This window comes from Polaribacter sp. MED152 (genome assembly GCF_000152945.2).
In the GTDB taxonomy this organism is placed as follows: domain Bacteria; phylum Bacteroidota; class Bacteroidia; order Flavobacteriales; family Flavobacteriaceae; genus Polaribacter.
The window spans coordinates 2,438,711-2,457,706 of record NC_020830.1 but is presented as its reverse complement, the minus strand read 5'-3'; the positions used below and the strand labels follow the sequence as shown (position 1 = coordinate 2,457,706).

The 18,996-nt window shown below is 30.1% G+C and carries 16 protein-coding genes; 5 read left to right on the top strand and 11 right to left on the bottom strand.

The features are described from left to right. The 4 genes from MED152_RS10850 to MED152_RS10835 form a co-directional block, all read right to left on the bottom strand. The gene (locus MED152_RS10850; protein WP_015481930.1) at window positions 1-3,858 is read right to left on the bottom strand and encodes a leucine-rich repeat domain-containing protein; all 3,858 of its coding nucleotides are present in this window, start codon (window positions 3,856-3,858) and stop codon (window positions 1-3) included. Window positions 3,859-3,937: 79 nt separating this feature from the next. After that, window positions 3,938-4,687 (bottom strand): response regulator transcription factor, encoded by a 750-nt coding sequence (locus tag MED152_RS13430; RefSeq protein ID WP_015481929.1) that lies wholly within the window; start codon window positions 4,685-4,687, stop codon window positions 3,938-3,940. Between the two features lie 129 nt (window positions 4,688-4,816). Continuing rightward, on the bottom strand, window positions 4,817-6,214 hold the full coding sequence (locus MED152_RS10840) for a LytTR family transcriptional regulator DNA-binding domain-containing protein (RefSeq protein ID WP_015481928.1): 1,398 nt from the start codon (window positions 6,212-6,214) through the stop codon (window positions 4,817-4,819). Window positions 6,215-6,224: 10 nt separating this feature from the next. Continuing rightward, window positions 6,225-7,202, bottom strand: coding sequence for a hypothetical protein (locus MED152_RS10835; protein ID WP_015481927.1), 978 nt, complete (start codon window positions 7,200-7,202; stop codon window positions 6,225-6,227). A gap of 146 nt (window positions 7,203-7,348) precedes the next feature. Here MED152_RS10835 and asnS point away from each other — a divergent pair, with 146 nt between their 5' ends. The 3 genes from asnS (at window position 7,349) to MED152_RS10820 (ending at window position 10,919) form a co-directional block, all read left to right on the top strand. After that, window positions 7,349-8,782, top strand: a complete 1,434-nt coding sequence (asnS, locus tag MED152_RS10830; RefSeq protein ID WP_015481926.1) for an asparagine--tRNA ligase — start codon at window positions 7,349-7,351, stop codon at window positions 8,780-8,782. A gap of 83 nt (window positions 8,783-8,865) precedes the next feature. Beyond that, window positions 8,866-10,320 (top strand): RNA polymerase factor sigma-54, encoded by a 1,455-nt coding sequence (gene rpoN / locus MED152_RS10825; RefSeq protein WP_015481925.1) that lies wholly within the window; start codon window positions 8,866-8,868, stop codon window positions 10,318-10,320. Then, on the top strand, window positions 10,320-10,919 hold the full coding sequence (locus MED152_RS10820) for a hypothetical protein (RefSeq protein WP_015481924.1): 600 nt from the start codon (window positions 10,320-10,322) through the stop codon (window positions 10,917-10,919). Before rpoN ends, MED152_RS10820 begins: the two co-directional genes overlap by 1 nt. Here the strand turns inward: MED152_RS10820 and MED152_RS10815 are convergent. The 6 genes from MED152_RS10815 to MED152_RS10790 form a co-directional block, all read right to left on the bottom strand. Beyond that, complete coding sequence (locus MED152_RS10815; protein ID WP_015481923.1) at window positions 10,914-11,588, bottom strand: porin family protein; 675 nt, start codon at window positions 11,586-11,588, stop codon at window positions 10,914-10,916. The two genes, MED152_RS10820 and MED152_RS10815, sit on opposite strands and share 6 nt — an antisense overlap. A 113-nt stretch (window positions 11,589-11,701) precedes the next feature. Continuing rightward, complete coding sequence (locus MED152_RS10810) at window positions 11,702-12,172, bottom strand: biopolymer transporter ExbD (protein ID WP_015481922.1); 471 nt, start codon at window positions 12,170-12,172, stop codon at window positions 11,702-11,704. Window positions 12,173-12,196: 24 nt separating this feature from the next. Next, complete coding sequence (locus MED152_RS10805) at window positions 12,197-12,841, bottom strand: biopolymer transporter ExbD (protein WP_015481921.1); 645 nt, start codon at window positions 12,839-12,841, stop codon at window positions 12,197-12,199. A 3-nt stretch (window positions 12,842-12,844) separates the two neighbouring features. Continuing rightward, window positions 12,845-13,306 (bottom strand): hypothetical protein, encoded by a 462-nt coding sequence (locus tag MED152_RS10800; protein ID WP_015481920.1) that lies wholly within the window; start codon window positions 13,304-13,306, stop codon window positions 12,845-12,847. A gap of 8 nt (window positions 13,307-13,314) precedes the next feature. Further along, the gene (locus MED152_RS10795; RefSeq protein WP_015481919.1) at window positions 13,315-14,037 is read right to left on the bottom strand and encodes a MotA/TolQ/ExbB proton channel family protein; all 723 of its coding nucleotides are present in this window, start codon (window positions 14,035-14,037) and stop codon (window positions 13,315-13,317) included. Window positions 14,038-14,274: 237 nt separating this feature from the next. Continuing rightward, window positions 14,275-15,306, bottom strand: a complete 1,032-nt coding sequence (locus MED152_RS10790) for an asparaginase (RefSeq protein WP_015481918.1) — start codon at window positions 15,304-15,306, stop codon at window positions 14,275-14,277. Window positions 15,307-15,451: 145 nt separating this feature from the next. Between MED152_RS10790 and MED152_RS10785 the strand changes: the two genes are divergently transcribed. Together MED152_RS10785 and MED152_RS10780 are read left to right on the top strand one after the other, a co-directional pair. After that, complete coding sequence (locus tag MED152_RS10785) at window positions 15,452-16,150, top strand: zinc metallopeptidase (protein ID WP_015481917.1); 699 nt, start codon at window positions 15,452-15,454, stop codon at window positions 16,148-16,150. A gap of 211 nt (window positions 16,151-16,361) precedes the next feature. Beyond that, complete coding sequence (locus MED152_RS10780) at window positions 16,362-18,734, top strand: TonB-dependent receptor (RefSeq protein WP_015481916.1); 2,373 nt, start codon at window positions 16,362-16,364, stop codon at window positions 18,732-18,734. An 84-nt stretch (window positions 18,735-18,818) separates the two neighbouring features. On the opposite strand, the gene MED152_RS13755 is transcribed toward MED152_RS10780, so the two are convergent. Next, complete coding sequence (locus MED152_RS13755) at window positions 18,819-18,989, bottom strand: hypothetical protein (protein ID WP_015481915.1); 171 nt, start codon at window positions 18,987-18,989, stop codon at window positions 18,819-18,821. Between the last annotated feature and the right edge of the window lie 7 nt (window positions 18,990-18,996).

The following is an 18,996-nucleotide window of genomic DNA, read 5'->3' as shown; positions in this document are numbered from 1 at the left end:
TCATTTTCTTAGTACATTTAATTCTTCTAATAATGGTAAATCTCCTATTTCATTTGGTAGACTTGAAAGCTTATTTCTCTGTAAGTTTATTTTTACCAACTTTGATAAAAGACCTATTTCTGATGGTAAACTTTCAATATCAGCATTCAAACTAGAATTTGTAGAAGAAATTATTAATTCAGTTAATTCTTCCAAATCTTTTATAGATGATGCTATATCTCCTGTAATTTGTCCTGTTATACCTATAAACTGTGTGATATTGATTTTAGTAACGTGTTTTTGACTATTAACAACCTCTGTTGTTATTCCAGCCCAAGAGCCAACGTTGGTTAATCTTGTTGGGTCATTATCCCAATTAGTTCCTTCCCAAGTATCTCCTCCTCCTGTAGCATTATAAAAGTCTATTAAAGCCTGACGTTCTTTTTGTGGAACTCTAAATCCTGTACAATTATCGCTAATAGCTACTCCATTATCTCTTTGTAAACGCTGCTCCCAAATAGTAATTTGTGAAGTAGGTACTTCTACACAGGTGATAAATGGATTTTGCTGAATGCGATAAGTGGTACTAACTCCTGTTGGTACTTCCCCTAATTTTAAATCAGTAATCTCATTATTTTCAAGAGATATAAAACGTAATGTATTTATGCCACTTAAATCTACTAAACCTGTTATCTTGTTTGAACTTGCTGAAAAACTAGTAAGCTTTGCCAAGTTTGTTAATGTAGCAGGAACAGCTGTTAACGTCCTTATCGTTTCATTATTCTCTACCTTTGACTGTTGACCGATACTTAAATTCTCCAAATTCGATAAATCTCCAATCTCATTTGGTAAACTCGTCAATTCATTACCTGTCAATTGCAATATCTTTAAATTAGATAAAGCTCCTATTGTTGTCGGTAGTGACTTTAAGTTATTATTATCTAAAGTTAAGTCTTCCAAATTATCTAAATCGCCAATAGTAGATGGTAAAGTAGCCAATATATTAGAGCTTACATCCAAAATTTCAAGCGTATTAATATTCCCAATTTCATTTGGTAAACTAGTTAATGTTTGTTCACTACCTGTTGTTGGGTTGACCTTCGATTGATTTCTTACATACAAGTTTTTTAATGCAACAGCGTTTCCAATACCTGATGGCAAACTAGTTAATTCATTTTCTTGTACATTTAATTCTTCTAATAATGGTAAATCTCCTATTTCATTTGGTAGACTTGAAAGCTTATTTCTCTGTAAGTTTATTTTTACCAACTTTGATAAAAGACCTATTTCTGATGGTAAACTTTCAATATCAGCATTCAAACTAGAATTTGTAGAAGAAATTATTAATTCAGTTAATTCTTCCAAATCTTTTATAGATGATGCTATATCTCCTGTAATTTGTCCTGTTATACCTATAAACTGTGTGATATTGATTTTAGTAACGTGTTTTTGACTATTAACAACCTCTGTTGTTATTCCAGCCCAAGAGCCAACGTTGGTTAATCTTGTTGGGTCATTATCCCAATTAGTTCCTTCCCAAGTATCTCCTCCTCCTGTAGCATTATAAAAGTCTATTAAAGCCTGACGTTCTTTTTGTGGAACTCTAAATCCTGTACAATTATCGCTAATAGCTACTCCATTATCTCTTTGTAAACGCTGCTCCCAAATAGTAATTTGTGAAGTAGGTACTTCTACACAGGTGATAAATGGATTTTGCTGAATGCGATAAGTGGTACTAACTCCTGTTGGTACTTCCCCTAATTTTAAATCAGTAATCTCATTATTTTCAAGAGATATAAAACGTAATGTATTTATGCCACTTAAATCTACTAAACCTGTTATCTTGTTTGAACTTGCTGAAAAACTAGTAAGCTTTGCCAAGTTTGTTAATGTAGCAGGAACAGCTGTTAACGTCCTTATCGTTTCATTATTCTCTACCTTTGACTGTTGACCGATACTTAAATTCTCCAAATTCGATAAATCTCCAATCTCATTTGGTAAACTCGTCAATTCATTACCTGTCAATTGCAATATCTTTAAATTAGATAAAGCTCCTATTGTTGTCGGTAGTGACTTTAAGTTATTATTATCTAAAGTTAATTGCTGTAAACTTATGATGTTTCCTATTGATTCTGGTAAATTGGTTAGTCTATTATTTTCCAATCTTAATTCTGTCAACTTATTCAAATTACCAATATTAGCAGGCAGTTTTGTCAATTTATTATTATATAAAGTCAACTCTTCCAAATCAACTAAATCAGACATATCTTCTGGTAAATCAGTATTAAAATTTGGGTTGTCTTCTCCTAATCTGTTATTATGTAAACGTAAAAACTTTAACTTGGTAAAACCACCTAAACCAACAACTACTTGCAGCTCATTATCATTTAAAAATAAGGTTTGTAGTTCTGTTAAATTGGCAAAAGCAGCAGGTGTATTTGATAGCTCACAATTGGCAAAATCTAAAAACTGTAGTTTGGTTAATTGCCCAAATTCACTAGGAATACTTGCAATGTTATTGGGTGCTGCTACCAACCTTGTAAGCTCTATTAAACCACCAATTTCTGGAGGTAATAAAGTAATTCTTGTATTGGCAAACTCTAAAATTTGTAATTTTTTTAAATTACCAATTGTTGTGGGTATTACATCTACTTGTGTATTGCTAAAATAGAGTTCTTCTAAATCTATAAAATTACCTAAACCATTTGCTATTGAAGGTATTTGGTTGTTATTAAGGTTTAGTGTTTTTAATTTTACCAAATCATAAAAATCACTAGGAATTTCAGTAATAGAATTATTATTCAAATACAATTCTTCTAATTTTGTAACATTTTTTAGTTCTGTAGCTATAGTATTAATCCCAGAACTTGGAATATGCAAATGTGTTAACTCTGTAAAAACACCTATTTCTGTTGGCATTTCTCCATTTACGGCTAAATTGGTTGCATGAATTTCTGTAACTCTAGTTTCTCCATTTATTACTTCGATTTCTAGCCACTCTGTGTCATTTATATCAGATTTAATAGTACTTGCATACGTGTAAGATTTGTTTTCGTATAATTTTTTTAAAGCTTCTCGCTCATTTGCATTTGGAGTTGCTGTTTGATCTGCTTGGTCATAATCAACAATTCGTAAACCTAAATCGAAATATTCTTCTCTTAAATTTGTAAAACCTGAAACATTAGGTACTTCAATAAAAGCCAAGTTTGGCATATTTTTTACAGAAAAAGAAGTTGTTGAATTAAATACTGATGATATTATTCCATTACTTGGAAATTTTAAAAAACTAATATTGGATTCTGCTGGTATTATGGTTCTTAAATCTGGAAAAGACCTAAAATCTAATGTTCCTGAAATATCATTATAACCAATTGAAATAGTTTGAATTGATGAAGGAAACAGTTTTTCAGACACATTTCCTACAAATTTATTTCGAGTTAATTGTATATGCAGTAAATTAGTAAAGGGCGTTAAATCTGGGATGCTTCCAGTTATTTGGTTACTAGATAACTGTAAAACATTTAGTGTTAATGGTAATTTGTTAATATCAATCTCACCAGAGATAGTATTATTAGCAATTTCCAAACGCAATAATTTTGTTAAATTTTTAAAATCTGGTAAATTGCCAACAAGATTATTACTATTTAGAAATAATCTAGCAACATATTCTTGCCCATTACTATTTACGGTTGTAACCCCAAACCAAGTAGAAACATCAGAAGTAGAGTTTGGGTCTGTATCCCAATTGGTATTATTGGTCCAATTATCGCCATCTGTAGCGTTATAAAAATCGATTAATGCTTGTCTTTCTTGCTGAGAGACTTGAGCGTTTACAAAAAATGAGAAAAAAGTTAAGAATAAAAATAATTTTGTTTTCATAGCTATTTATTTTATGTTCAAAATTCATTAAAAATGGTACTGAAAGCAATACCTACTTTTAGGTATATTTAGATAATATTTAGCCGTAAGAATTCATAAACCTCAATAACTCTTTATTGCTTTCAAAGTTTAGTTTGGCTTTTATATTTTTATAGTGGGTTCTTACAGTATGCACAGAGATAAATAGCTTTTCTGCAATGGTTTGATGATTTTCTCTTTTTGAGATGTACATCATTATTTCTTTTTCTCTATTGGTAAGCAAATTAAATTTCTTCTGATTATTAGTTTTGAAATTTTCTTTTTCCAACAAAATATTTAAAGATTTTAAAGTATGCTTTATATCCTTTGATGGTAGCCTAATTATCAAGTTATCTTCATCATCTAAACCATCAAAAAAGAATCTTTTCTTACTACTACCGTGAGAAATTAACAACTCTTCTTCGAGCCATTTACGAGCTAATTTTTCTGTCGCAAAATGTTTTGGTGCAATGCAAGAGTGACATTTATCAAAAGATTCTAAAATGGTCAAATGAGCATATAAATCGCTACCAATTACAAAAGCACATTTTTTATTGCCATTTTTTAATAGAGGAATATTTACATTTTCCTCTAACCAAATTTGTGTATCTGAATTAAGTTCTAGACTAAAATTCTTTTGCAACCAAAGTAAATTTTTAGCTCGATATTTTTTATACAAATAAACGAATGCTAACATTTCACTTTTAAAAATTTCTAAAGAATTTGGAGATGAAAGCCACTTTTGGATGATTAAATTACTTTCTACATCGTAAAAGGTTTGTAAATAATTACTCGAATAAATAGTTTCCATAGTTTGAATTGACTTTTCATTTTTTTTCTAAGTCAATACAAATGAATACTAAAAAAAGCTACCTTTTAAATTTATGTCGTGAATGACAAGATATTATTCACGAATAACACATCCTTTAAATTAAAGTTTTTAGTAATTAACCTGTTGTTGTAGTAAATCTTTTAAATGTTGCTTATAGGTTCTAGATAAATTTAGCCAAACTCCATTATCTAACATCAGCTTTGTAGAATTGATGATTTTAATTTTGTAAATATTTACAATGTAAGACCTATGCATTCTTACAAACGTGTCTGATGGCAGTTCTTTAGTAACCTCAGTTAAAGTGTTCCTATCTATCTCAGGCCTTTCTTTATTAACCAAATAATATTCTACATAATGACCATCTGACTTTACATATAAAATATCTGCTACATTAATAATGGCATTGCTTTTTAGCTTAAGAAATTTTTGCTCTTTAACAACGTCTTCTTTATTACTTTTTAGAAGATCTAGCTCTTCTTGAATAACTAAAAATTCTTTTTCAATAGTTCTTTTTTTGTTGATGTAATAAATAAGACCAAGTAACAGAATAATGACTATAATTAAACTAATAAACAAACCAGATTGATAAAATTTCCTTTTTTCTACAGTTTTTTTTATTGTTTTATCTAATGCAAAATTGCGTTCAGAAATTACAGTTGAATTTCTTGGTTCGGTTACTGTAATCCTTTTAGGGTCAATTTTACGAACGTCTAAGTTTAATTGCTTGTCAAAATATTCTTCAGCTTTAGCTGTTTTGCCTAACTTCGTGTAACTTCTACCTAAAAGACTAAAGCTACTTTTAAAAATGTATGGTATGTTATATTTCTCTGCAATTTCTAACGAATTTTCTGCATAATTTATGGCACATTCATAATCCTTTTTAAGAAAGCAGATTTCGCCCATTCTTATATAGTTATTCCCAAATAATCTGCCTGATTGATTTTTAAATCTCTGATCTTTAATCGCATTAATGCTCACATTGGCTCTTTCAAAATTCAGCATTGCAGAATCTAGTTTATTTAGTCTAAAAAATGTATTTGCCAAACCTACTCTTGATGTTGCAATCTGAAAATTATCTGCAATCTTTTCTGAATAATCAACAGATTTATTGAAGTAATATAAAGCTGAATCTAAGTAAGATGTTCTTAAGTGAAGGTTACCTATATTCTGATTAGATTTAAAAAACCATTCTTCATTACCTGTTCTTTTTGCTAATGATTTTGCCTTATAATAATACCCTATGCTTTCTTCAAACTTTTGGTTTCTACTACTTACAGAACCTAAAAGTAAATAAGCTCTAATTTGGAATTCTGGCAACTTATGCTTTTCAGCTAATTCTAAAATTTCTTTTCCATATCCAGTAGCCTTTTCTGTATCCTTACCAGCTTCATATACTTTCTGAAAAAGTTGATTAATTTTAGTTTCTACATCGGAATTTTCTTGAGCTCTAAGAACGAAAGAAAAAAATAAAAGAATAAAAAGTACAAAGTGTTTATTTTTAATCATATTTATTTAATTAATTATCAAATGAAAAAATACCAAAAGGACTAAAAACTACGCCAACTGTTAATTGATCTACATTATCTACAAAACGTAAATTATAATCATCAAAACCTCTTATATAAGCTATTTTAAATCCGAAGTTTTTGGTAATATCAAAAGGAAACACAGAAAACGAAGTATTTGATCTGTAATTGGTAATACTTTGATGCGAACCATTTATAAGAGCCAGTTTTTGCTGTAAAACGCCATAAGTATTATTACAAAATTTGAACGAAAATTCTGCATCAAAATAAAATCTGTGTTTGCCATAAACTTGAATATCATTATCACTATAACCACCTAAATCAAACAATAAAAACATGTTTTTATGATAAAGTGTGTATCCAAAAGAGTATGAAATAGACTTATTAGATTTTGTGTTAATTCTATGATTAAGGTAGAGTGTTGTAAAATTAGTTTGAAAATGACCATTTTCCCTATTTACCAAATCAGATAAATTAATATTTTGATTATTATTTATTGTTTGATAGATAGAATTACAAGGCACAGAACCATCATTGTAATCACTAGAAAAAGCACAGCCAGATTGACCATTTGAATAATGACCATTTTCAATTAAAAAAGAAATCATATTAGTTGTAAGTAGCTTACTTACTTTAAGTTTCCACACTTGCTGAAAACCCAAAGCAACTTTATATGAAGGCATTCTTACAGGTGCAGAATTTTCATTATACATTCTTAAATGAGGAGAAAATATGGCATAAGTTGTAGATGCATTTTTAGGCTTATCTACCAATAATCTATCTTTAATATTGTTGTAAAAACTATAACGAACTATAGGTTTAGCCTCAAAAAGTATGGCTTCGTCAATGGCAGATTTATTGGTAAAATTAAAGTTAACACTTGCATCTTCTCCAATAGGATATAATTCTGACTGAGCATAAACACTAGAAACAATCAATAAAATTGCCAATGTAAATTTAAGTTTCATAGCTTACTTACAGGGATTTAGAACACTAAAATACATTATTTTTTTAGGAATACTAAGTTTAAATATTCAATTGCCAGAATAACCTCAAAAAAGTATCTTTACACTTTAGTAAAATGATATTGTATTAATCAAAGAAAAAAGTAAAGATGAAAGTGAGCAACGTTGCAGAATTATTGGAATCGAGTACAATTTTACAAGAAGTTCATGTAAAGGGATGGGTTAGAACATTTAGAAGTAATCGATTTATTGCTTTAAATGATGGCTCAACCATAAAAAATATACAATGTGTTATCGATTTTGAAAACACTGCAGAAGAAACACTAAAAAGAATTACTACAGGAGCAGCAATTGCAATTAAAGGTACAATTGTAGAGAGTCAAGGAAGAGGACAAAGAGTAGAAATTCAGGTTGCAGATATTGAAATATTAGGAGATTCAAATCCTGATGAATACCCAATTCAGCCTAAAAAACATAGCTTTGAATTTTTGCGAGAAAATGCACACTTACGCATGAGAACAAATACGTTTAGTGCTGTTATGCGTGTGCGTTCTAAACTTTCTTTCGCAGTTCACAAATACTTTCAAGAAAATGGTTTTAACTACGTTAACACGCCTATAATTACAGGTTCTGATGCAGAAGGAGCAGGAGAAATGTTTAGGGTAACCAATTTTGAAGATAATAAAGCACCAGTAACAGAAGATGGTAAAATAGATTATAGTAAAGACTTTTTTGGTAAGGAAACCAACCTAACTGTTTCTGGCCAACTAGAGGCAGAAACCTTTGCAATGTCTTTGGGTAAAGCCTACACTTTTGGCCCAACATTTAGAGCAGAAAACTCTAATACTACTCGTCATTTAGCTGAATTTTGGATGATTGAGCCAGAAGTTGCCTTTATGGATTTAGATGGTAATATGGACTTGGCTGAAGACTTTATAAAATCGGTTTTAAAAGATGTATTAGAAACATGTAAAGACGATTTAGAGTTTTTAGATCAAAGATTAACCCAAGAAGAAAAAAGCAAGCCACAAGCACAAAGAAGCGAAATGAGTTTAATTGAAAAACTTAAGTTTGTGGTAGACAATAATTTTAAGCGTGTTTCTTATACAGAAGCCATTGATATTTTAAGAAACTCAAAACCAAACAAAAAGAAAAAGTTTCAATTCCCAATTAATGAATGGGGTGCAGATTTACAATCTGAGCACGAACGTTTTTTAGTAGAAAAGCATTTTAAATGTCCTGTTATTTTATTTGATTATCCTGCAAATATCAAAGCATTTTACATGCGTTTGAATGACGATGGAAAAACGGTAAGAGCCATGGATGTTCTTTTTCCAGGAATAGGAGAAATTGTTGGTGGTTCTCAAAGAGAAGAACGTTTTGATGTTTTGGTAGAAAAAATGAAAACCTTAGATATAGAGGAGAAAGAATTATGGTGGTATTTAGACCTTCGTAAATTTGGTACAGCAGTTCACTCAGGATTTGGTCTTGGATTTGAAAGATTAGTACAATTTGCAACAGGAATGGGTAATATTAGAGATGTAATTCCTTTTCCAAGAACACCACAAAATGCAGAATTTTAAGAAACTAAATTCTATAAAATATTCAATCGTCATTCCTACAAGAATGGCGATTTTATTTTATACGTTTTGTTATATTTGTGTATATGCTAAAACAAAGTTTACAATATAAACTCTTACAAAAGTTATCTCCTCAGCAAATTCAATTAATGAAATTGATTCAATTGCCAACACAAGCTTTTGAAGAAAGATTGAAACAAGAAATAGAAGAAAATCCTGCTTTAGATACAGGTAAAGATACCTCAGATACAGACGATGATTTCTCTAATGAATATGAAGATGCTGGTACCGAAAAAATTGAAGCTGAAGATATTAATATAGATGAGTATTTGAGTGATGATGAAATACCAAACTATAAAACTCAGGCCAACAATTACTCTTCTGATGATGAAGAAAAAAATGTGCCTTATGCAGCTGGCACCTCTTTTCATCAATCCTTAGTAAATCAACTAAACACATTTAATTTAGATGAGGAAGAAAGAGCTATTGCAGATTTTTTAGTAGGTAGCATAGATGATAGTGGTTATATTAGAAGAGAAATTATAGATCTAGTAGATGACCTTGCTTTTACTGCAAATGTTTTTACCACAGAGGAAAAGGTTGTCGAAGTTTTAAAAAAGGTAATTCACACTTTAGATCCAACAGGAGTTGGAGCAAGAGATTTAAAAGAGTGTTTAATCATTCAATTAAAAACCAAAGAATCTAATAAAGTTAGAAGCTTAGCTATAGAAATTCTAGAAAATGCTTTTGATCATTTTGTAAAAAAACATTACAAAAAACTTCAAGAAAAGTTCAGTATTTCTGAAGATGAATTAAAAGAAATAAACACCGAAATTTCTAAGTTAAACCCTAAACCAGGAAGTTCTTATGCAGGCAATAATAAAATTGCAGAACAAATTGTACCCGATTTTTCTATTAAAATTATAGATGGAGAGTTAGACTTAACCCTAAATGCAAGAAATGCACCTGAACTTCATGTTTCTAGAGAGTACAATAACATGTTAAAAGGGTATCAAGAATCTAGTACAAAAAGTAAATCGCAAAAAGATGCAGTGTTTTTTATCAAACAGAAACTAGATGCTGCTAAATGGTTTATAGATGCTATAAAACAACGTCAGCAGACTTTATTGGTTACTATGAACACCATTATGCATTATCAATATGATTATTTTTTAACTGGTGATGAACGCAAGTTAAAACCAATGATATTAAAAGACATTGCAGATAAAATAAACATGGATGTTTCTACGGTTTCTAGAGTTGCCAATAGCAAATATGTTTCTACACCTTATGGAACTAAATTAATAAAAGAATTCTTTTCTGAATCTATGAAAAACGATCAGGGAGAAGATGTTTCAACAAGAGAAATAAAGAAAATTTTAGAAACAGTTATTGCAGAAGAAAACAAAAAGAAGCCTTTAACTGACGAAAAATTATCAGGTATATTAAAAGAAAAAGGATACCCAATTGCTCGAAGAACTGTGGCTAAATATAGAGAACAATTAGACTTACCTGTTGCTCGTTTACGTAAAGAAATTTAGTGAGGTTTAACAAAATTATATCAACTGTATTTCACCCAATTGTAATTCCTACAGTTGGTGTCATCATTTATTTCTTAATTTCACCATTAGCAATAGAGCGCAATCAAAAATTAGTCACACTAATTCTAATTTTTGGAGCTACTTACATTTTACCTCTTTTACTCTTAATTCTTTTAAAGAAATTTAATTTGATTAATAGTTATCAACTCAAAAGCAAGAAGGAAAGGAGAATACCAATAGGCTTAATGGTTTTGTTGTTTTATGGCCTTGGTAATTTATTTAGTTATGTAGATGCGCTACAAGATTTATCTTTACTTTTTTATGCAACCTCAATTGGATTAATAATTACCTATATATTACTTCATTTTAATATAAAATCTAGTATTCACTTACTATCTATTGGTATTTCCTGCGGATTTTTTATGCTGTTAAGCTATGTAGATAATAGATCTTATATGCCAATTATAATTATTATTTTTTTGATTGCAGGCCTATTAGCAAGTGCTAGATTACATTTAAAAGCGCATACGCCAAAAGAAGTATACTTGGGCTTTTTTATAGGAATAGGTGCTGTATTTGGATTGTATTGGTTGCTATAAGATATAAAATATCAAACCGAACTTTATGATAGAACTATTAATCTCTTCTCCATTTAAAGTAGCATTTTCAAAAAGAGGTGTTAAGCTATAATAAACATGAAAATTGAATTCATCATATCCTGCAGATAAAGTTAAACCATATTGTAATTTTCGATAACTAGCCACATCATCAAAAGAAAAAGATGTATTGTTATCAATAAAATTAAAATTATTAGAGAAGTTATATAAGAACTTAATACCAGGATAAATTCTCCAGAAATCATACTTTTTAGCTGTGGACGTTCTCCATCTAAATTCAATAGGAATTTCTAAATTGTGTGCTGAGAATTTATTAGACTCTAAATCTATACCTGAATCAAAGGTTGTATTACCATTTACATCTTCTACTTTTAACTCATGGTTAAAGAAATCATAACCATAACCTACACCTACTGCAACAGCGATATTACCTTGTTTATTTAGCGTAAAATCTTTTATAAATCCTAAAGAAATACCATAAGAAAAGCCACTTCTAGTAATTCCTGTTGGCTGATTCATTAATTGTGCATAAGAAATAGATGCATACAAATGATCTTCAGAATATCTATCTCCAAGTTGTAACGAATCTTTTTGGGCGTTACTTAACTGAGAAAAGATTAAGAAAATAGTAAGAAATAAAATATTTTTCATGAATGCATTAATCGATTTTAAAGATACAAGATTCGATATAATAAATAAAATAGGTTCAATAAAAAAGGGTTAATTCTAATGAATTAACCCCTTGTATATATAACTAAATGTCTTTAATTATTCTGTGCAGCTGCTGTTGTAGAGTAGTTAATTTTAAGAGCATTAACATCTCTTAATTTTAATCTAACATCTATAATGGTACCTACATTAGATTCTTTATCTGCTTTTATTGACGTTGTCATAAAAGGGTGTAAAGCCTCTGCTATCTTATCTCTCTTGCTAAAAATAAAAGCTGGTACTTGATCTGCTGATGATATCTTATCATTCAACTGAATCTTGTTATAACCAACACCATCTCTATTAGGATCTTTAGATTTACCAATATAAATAGTACTTACTAAACTTTTATCTTCTAACTTCTTAATCTCTGTAGCTCCAGGAAGTCTTGGATTTTCTATTACTAAATTTGTTTCTCTCATAGTAGTTGTAACCATGAAGAAAAATAGTAACATAAATACAATATCTGGCAGAGCTGCTGTATTCACAGCTGGCATTCCTTTTTTCTTTTTTCTAAATTTAGACATACTTTTGTTTTAAATTTAAATTAATTATGAAGTTGGTTCTGCATCAGAAATAATTTGAGGATAAGATGTTTTAATATCTTCAACCTTTTTTCTCAACTTATCTACTTCGCTAGATAGATCTGCACTTTTCTTAGCATCAGAAAAAGCTTGTTCTAATTCTTGATAAGACATTCCATAACGTTCTCTAGCTAATCTGTTTCTTAACTCAGTATAAGCTTTTAAAAGCTCATTTTGAACTACAATATAAGTACCATAATCTGTACCTCTATCACTTTGAACAGAAATAATTGCTTTGTTAGGATGATCTGAAGAAGCATCGCTTCTTTCTCCTTTACAATAATCACATGCTTTTCCAGGTGTACCATCCTCTCCAGGGTTTCCTACACCTCCACCATTATCAATAAACTTTACAGCTTCATCTTTAAGATCTTTAACATCCATACGTTCGCCTTCTACAAGTAACTCGTTATTTCTGTTAATATTTACTTCAAAAATGTTCTTTTTCTTAATTACAGGTGGTACATAATCAATAGGTGGCTTTTCTGATAACTTCTTAGAGATACCTGAATCTACGTTCATTGTAGTAGTAACTAAAAAGAAAATTAATAGCAGAAAAGCGATATCTGCCATAGAACCTGCGTTAATTTCTGGGTTATCTCTTCTTGCCATATATTATGATTTAAATAATCCTTTTAATAAGTCCCAAACAAAGAATAAACTAGCTATACCTCCTAAGATAACGCTATACCAAATTCCTGTTCCAACCCATTTGTTTACTGCAGAGCCTTCTTCTCCTCCTTCTTCTATACCACCAGCTGCATTATAAACTGCTTCACTGTCTGATAAGAAATAAGCTACAAGTAATAGAACTCCTAAGATAGCCAAACCACCTAAAGTTTTCTTTAGATTTTCAGGGTTTCTTACCAAACTAATTAACGATAAACCTATAGTAATTATTACTGCAGCATAAAATAAATATGTTGAATAATAGATTAATGGGCTAACCACGCTATTAGCTACGTCTACGTCAGTCTCAATCACTTCAGCATCTTCCATAAATATTCTTATGAAAAGGAAACCTCCAATTAGAGCAATTGCAGCAATTAAAATACTTAAAATTTTATTACTTTTCATACTAAGTTTTATTTTTTATACTTTACTAATAAATCTATCAATGAGATAGACGCGTCTTCCATATTGTTTACAATACTATCGATTTTTGCAACGATGTAGTTGTAAAAAATTTGAAGAATAATAGCCACAATTAAACCAAATACGGTTGTTAATAAGGCTACTTTAATACCTCCTGCTACTACTGCTGGAGAAATATCGTTTGCTACAGCAATGTCGTTAAATGCTCCAATCATACCAATTACAGTACCCATGAAACCAAGCATTGGTGCTAATGCAATAAATAAAGAAATCCAAGATACGTTTTTCTCTAATTGTCCCATTTGAACTCCTCCATAAGAAACTACTGCTTTCTCAGCTTCTTCAATACCTTCATCAACTCTATCTAAACCTTGATAAAAAATAGATGCTACAGGTCCTTTTGTATTTCTACAAACTTCTTTTGCTGCTTCTACTCCTCCTGAACTTAATGCATCATCTACGTTTGCTAATAATTTTTTAGTGTTTGTAGTTGCCATGTTTAAATAAATAATTCTTTCAATGGCAATAGCTAAACCTAAAATTAAAGCTACTAATACAATTCCCATAAATCCTGGTCCACCATCAATAAAGTTTTGCTTTAATATTTGGTGAAATGTTTGCGATTCAGTTGCTGCTTCTTGAGCGAATGTAGATTGTACAGCTCCAAAAAACATAAATCCTGTTACAGATAAGACATTTACTACTTTTTTCATCTTAGTTATAAATTAATTTTAATAGTTAACGGGTTAAAGATATAAATTTTCATCTCAAAAATAGAAATTATGTAGCACTTTATCTTTTTTCGCGCTTAAAACATAACCTTTTCTTTTAAGAGAGTGCCAAGTAACAAAAAATGTTATGCATAAAAAAATTTTTTTTTATGCTTTTCTGTTTTCTAAGCACATTTATTAATAATTTGATAATATTATCTAATTCTTATGAAAAATGCATTAAATCGTTAATTCTCCTCTTAATGGTTTTTCAAAATAGTGAGTAAATTCATCATTACTTAAATCTTCATGCAATAAATACATCAATTTTGCAATTGCAGTTTCAGTTGTTATGTCTTTTCCGCTAATTACGCCCAGTTCTTTTAAGACCACACTTGTTTCATAATGCCCTTGAGAAACAGAACCCGCTACACACTGTGTTACATTAATTATTTTAATATTCTTTTGCACAGCATCTTTAAGTAAATTTAAAAACCATTCTTGATCTGGAGCATTACCTGCACCATAAGTTTCTAAAACTACCCCTTTTAAACCTTTAGCATTTAAAATACTTTCTACTACATTATTTGTAATTCCTGGAAAGAGTTTTAGAATAGCAATATCATTTACTAGATTTTTTCTAACCACTAACTCTTTATTGAAATCTGGTTTATGAATATAATATTCATTAAAGTTTAAGTGCACACCACTTTCTGCTAAAGGCGGATAATTCATGGAAGTAAATGCCTCAAATTGCTCTGCGTTAATTTTTGTAGTTCTATTCGCCCTGTAAAGTTTATACTCAAAATACAAGCAAACCTCTGCAATAATTGGCTTATTCTCTTTTCTAGCACATGCAATTTCTATAGAAGTAATTAAGTTTTCTTTAGCATCTGTTCTTAAATCTCCAATTGGCAATTGCGATCCTGTAAAAATGATCGGTTTTTGAAGATTTTCTAGCATAAAACTAATTGCAGAAGATACGTAAGACATGGTATCTGAACCTGAAAGCACAACAAATCCATCGTATTTTTTATAATTTTCTTCTATGATATCTACAATTTTTCGATAAAAGTCGATATTCATGTTCGATGAATCTATAGGTTCATCAAAAGAAATGCTTTCTATATTACAATTTAATTGATGTAATTCTGGAATGTTTTTGGTAATCTGACTAAAATCAAACGCCTTTAATGCATTGGTTTTATAATCTTTAATCATTCCAATGGTTCCACCTGTATAAACAATAAGAATATTAGGTTTATTTGTCATATTGTCATTTCTAAATTAGCTACTTCTTGTATAATCTGCCTATTTGTGATTATTCTACATTTTTATTGATAAAAAATAAAATGGAATAATTTATGTTGTAAATTTATCAAACAAATATGATATACAATTTTAAAAATTATAAATTATGATGGGATTTTATATACTTATTGGAGTTATTTCTCTAATAAGCTGGCTTGTAGGCAACACTTTAAAGAGTAAATTTAAAAAATACTCTAAAGTTGCTTTAAGAAATGGAATGAGTGGTGCTGAGATTGCTGAGAAAATGTTGGCAGATAATGGCATTTATGATGTAAAAGTAATTTCTACTCCTGGTAGATTAACAGATCACTACAACCCAAAAGATAAAACTGTAAATTTAAGCGAGGCTGTTTACAACCAAAGAAATGCTGCTGCTGCTGCAGTTGCAGCACATGAAGTTGGGCATGCAGTACAACATGCTACTGCTTATGACTGGCTTACAATGCGTTCTAAATTAGTGCCTGTTGTAAGCGTTTCTTCAAGATTTTCTCAATGGCTAGTAATTGGTGGTTTAATTTTAGGAGCTGCATCTGGTGCTTCAGGCATTGGTTTTTATGTTGCTGTTGCTGGTTTAGCAATGATGGCACTTGCAACTATTTTTAGCTTTATTACCTTACCTGTAGAGTATGATGCCAGTAACAGGGCTTTAGCTTGGTTAAAAAATAAAAACATGGTAACTCCTGATGAATATGCAGGGTCTAAAGATGCTTTAAAATGGGCAGCAAGAACATATTTAGTTGCTGCATTAAGTTCTTTAGCAATGCTTTTATATTGGGCATTACAAGTTCTTGGAGGTAGAGATTAAACTTTATCAAAAAAAGTATTCTAAAAAAAGCACTCTTTTTTAAGAGTGCTTTTTTTTGCTAGGAAACTATTTGCACATTTTTGGCGTCTATGTTTTTATAGAAATTTAATCTCTGTTAAAGAAAATTATAGGCACTTTATCAGATTTTCATATTTCTTGTGTAACAAAATGTCACTTTTTCAGTGTTATAATAAAAACAATCCAACCAAAAATGAAATTTCTTTTAACCTCAACGCTATTTTTCTTCGGAATTTTAACTTGTATTGCACAAAATAATATCAATGGTAAAATAGTAGACGAACAAAATCAACCATTACCATTTGCAAACGTTGTTTTGTATAATGCTGATAAAGCCGAAAATCCTAAAGGAACTGTATCTAAAGATGATGGTACTTACATTCTTGAAAACATTGCAGATGGAAACTACACTTTAGAAGTGTCAATGCTAGGTTTCGAAACTGAGAAAATTGATAAATTCAGTTTATCATCAAACAAAACATTTAACATCACTTTAAAAGAAACAAGTCAATCTTTAAATGAAGTTATCGTTAAAAGCAAACGACCTGTAATTAAGCAAACTGCAGAAAAATTAATTGTAGATTTAGAACAATCTGAAATGATTAATACCTCTTTGCAGGATGTAATGCGTAAAGTGCCAGGTGTTTTAGTAACCAATAATGGAATTACCATTGCTGGAAATAGTGGTGTTCGAATTTTAATAAACGGAAAAACTACTGAATACATGGATGTTGAGACACTATTGAGAGATTTTCCTGCAGATAATATTTCTAAAATAGAAGTTGTAGAACAACCAGGAGCAGAATATCAAGCATCTGGTTCTGCTGCCATAATTAATATCATTTTAAAGAAAAATGTAAAATTAGGCACCCATGGAAGTGTAAATTCTTGGATTGGTGAAGACCAAGGTTTTGAGTGGGGTTCAGGCTTTTCAATTGCCAGCTACAAAAACAAATTAAATTGGCAAACAAGTGTAGGCTACTCACAACCAACATTTAGAGAAGATTTATTCTTGGTAAGAACTGTAGGTAACGAAACCTACGATCAAACTACAAGAGAACCTTATGATCCAGATAATTTTAGAATAAGTGGTAGTTTAGATTATTACATAAATGACAAAAATTCTATTGGTTTAGGTACAAGCTTTAATACTAGAAATTCAACCAGAATAGCATCTAGTGAAACCATTATTTCTGATGCCAATAATACCAACACGCTTTTTTCTGAGAATAGTTTTGATAGAGAACGTAAAAACTATTCAATAAACCCATATTATGAATATAAAACAGATACAGATCGACTATTAATTGATTTTAATTATTTAGATTTTGTAAATGACAACACCAATACTTTATATGATGTTGCAGGCAGTACAATTCCGTTTACAGATAGAAGATACATACAAGATGGTACCTATAATATAAAAACCTACAGTATAGATTACAGCAAGCAATTTACAGATAACTTTAAATTAAGTTTAGGATCACGATTTGCAGATGTTGCCACTAATAATGATTTACAGTCATTAATTGCAAACAATTCTGGTGGTTTTGACTTTGTTGAAGATGAAAGCAGCCAGTTTTTAATTGATGAAACCATATTTGCCATATATTCTAAAATTAATGCAACATCTGGCAAATGGTCTTTCTCTGGAGGTTTACGTTATGAAGATAGTAATACAGATGGTACTTCTATTTTTATGGACAATGGAAATTTAAGAACAGAGATTTTAGAAAGGCCCATAAAAAAACTTTTTCCAAGTGCCTCTATCAGTAGAAAAATTACTGATGTTTTAGGAGCCAGTGTTTCTTACAGTTACAGAATACAGAGACCATCTTACAATAGTTTAAACTCTTTCGCGACTTTTTTAGATCCTTTTTCTGCAGGTGAAGGAAACCCATTTTTAACTCCTTCTTACACTAACAATTATCAATTTAACTTAACCTATGAAGGCCAACCATTTTTTACAATTGGCTATAGCAAAACAGATGATGTAATTTTTCAATTAATTCGTCAAGATAATGACACAGCACAAATTCGCCAACAAGAAGTAAATGTAGAAAACAACACCAATTGGAATTTTAGATTATTTGCCCCTTTAAATTTAACTGATGGTTTAGAAGGGTACACAGGTATAATAGTTACAAATACAGATTTTCAATCTTCTACTTATGGAGTAGATTTAAACAAATGGAACCTAATTTGGTTTGTACAAGCAAGCTATGAATTGCCTTGGGATGTTACTTTTGAAGTAAATGGTAATTATGGAACAGGAGCTTTAGAAGGTCAAATAGAAGTAGATTGGTTAGCCGAATTAAACTTCTCTTTTGGTAAATCTTTCTTAAACAAAAAATTAAAAGCAAATTTAGGATTCAATAAAATGCTAAACAGAGGTTTTGTAGGTAATATAGATTATGGAAATGGAACTGCAGCTGTTGAAAGTAATGGCTCTAGACAAAATATTCAATTTAGATTAACCTACAGTTTTGGAGATCAATTTGGTAAGAAAAAAGCAAGCAGAAATAGAAATAGAGACGAAGAAAATAGAATAAACGCAGATAATTAAACTTTACAAGCAGCAAGTAGCTACAAATTTAAAACCTCTTTAATTTCTTAAAGAGGTTTTCTGTATTTTATTTTTAGTTTTAGACTATTTCTTTTGTTGCTTTTTCTTCGGTAAAATACCAAACGTAAATGCAGTTCCAACAGCCATTAGCATACCTGCAATGAAATCTAAAACATCGTTACTAAAATTAAAAACAATTAAGTAAAGTGTACTTACTGCTAAAATTAAAACACCAATAATTCTAAATTTATTCATTTAGCTT

What these genes read in the sequence shown, in the direction of transcription:
- MED152_RS10850 (WP_015481930.1), bottom strand. Translation starts at nt 3,858, where the DNA reads ATGAAAACAAAATTATTTTTATTCTTAACTTTTTTCTCATTTTTTGTA.
- MED152_RS13430 (WP_015481929.1), bottom strand. Translation starts at nt 4,687, where the DNA reads ATGGAAACTATTTATTCGAGTAATTATTTACAAACCTTTTACGATGTA.
- MED152_RS10840 (WP_015481928.1), bottom strand. Translation starts at nt 6,214, where the DNA reads ATGATTAAAAATAAACACTTTGTACTTTTTATTCTTTTATTTTTTTCT.
- MED152_RS10835 (WP_015481927.1), bottom strand. Translation starts at nt 7,202, where the DNA reads ATGAAACTTAAATTTACATTGGCAATTTTATTGATTGTTTCTAGTGTT.
- asnS (WP_015481926.1), top strand. Translation starts at nt 7,349, where the DNA reads ATGAAAGTGAGCAACGTTGCAGAATTATTGGAATCGAGTACAATTTTA.
- rpoN (WP_015481925.1), top strand. Translation starts at nt 8,866, where the DNA reads ATGCTAAAACAAAGTTTACAATATAAACTCTTACAAAAGTTATCTCCT.
- MED152_RS10815 (WP_015481923.1), bottom strand. Translation starts at nt 11,588, where the DNA reads ATGAAAAATATTTTATTTCTTACTATTTTCTTAATCTTTTCTCAGTTA.
- MED152_RS10810 (WP_015481922.1), bottom strand. Translation starts at nt 12,172, where the DNA reads ATGTCTAAATTTAGAAAAAAGAAAAAAGGAATGCCAGCTGTGAATACA.
- MED152_RS10805 (WP_015481921.1), bottom strand. Translation starts at nt 12,841, where the DNA reads ATGGCAAGAAGAGATAACCCAGAAATTAACGCAGGTTCTATGGCAGAT.
- MED152_RS10800 (WP_015481920.1), bottom strand. Translation starts at nt 13,306, where the DNA reads ATGAAAAGTAATAAAATTTTAAGTATTTTAATTGCTGCAATTGCTCTA.
- MED152_RS10795 (WP_015481919.1), bottom strand. Translation starts at nt 14,037, where the DNA reads ATGAAAAAAGTAGTAAATGTCTTATCTGTAACAGGATTTATGTTTTTT.
- MED152_RS10790 (WP_015481918.1), bottom strand. Translation starts at nt 15,306, where the DNA reads ATGACAAATAAACCTAATATTCTTATTGTTTATACAGGTGGAACCATT.
- MED152_RS10785 (WP_015481917.1), top strand. Translation starts at nt 15,452, where the DNA reads ATGATGGGATTTTATATACTTATTGGAGTTATTTCTCTAATAAGCTGG.
- MED152_RS10780 (WP_015481916.1), top strand. Translation starts at nt 16,362, where the DNA reads ATGAAATTTCTTTTAACCTCAACGCTATTTTTCTTCGGAATTTTAACT.
- MED152_RS13755 (WP_015481915.1), bottom strand. Translation starts at nt 18,989, where the DNA reads ATGAATAAATTTAGAATTATTGGTGTTTTAATTTTAGCAGTAAGTACA.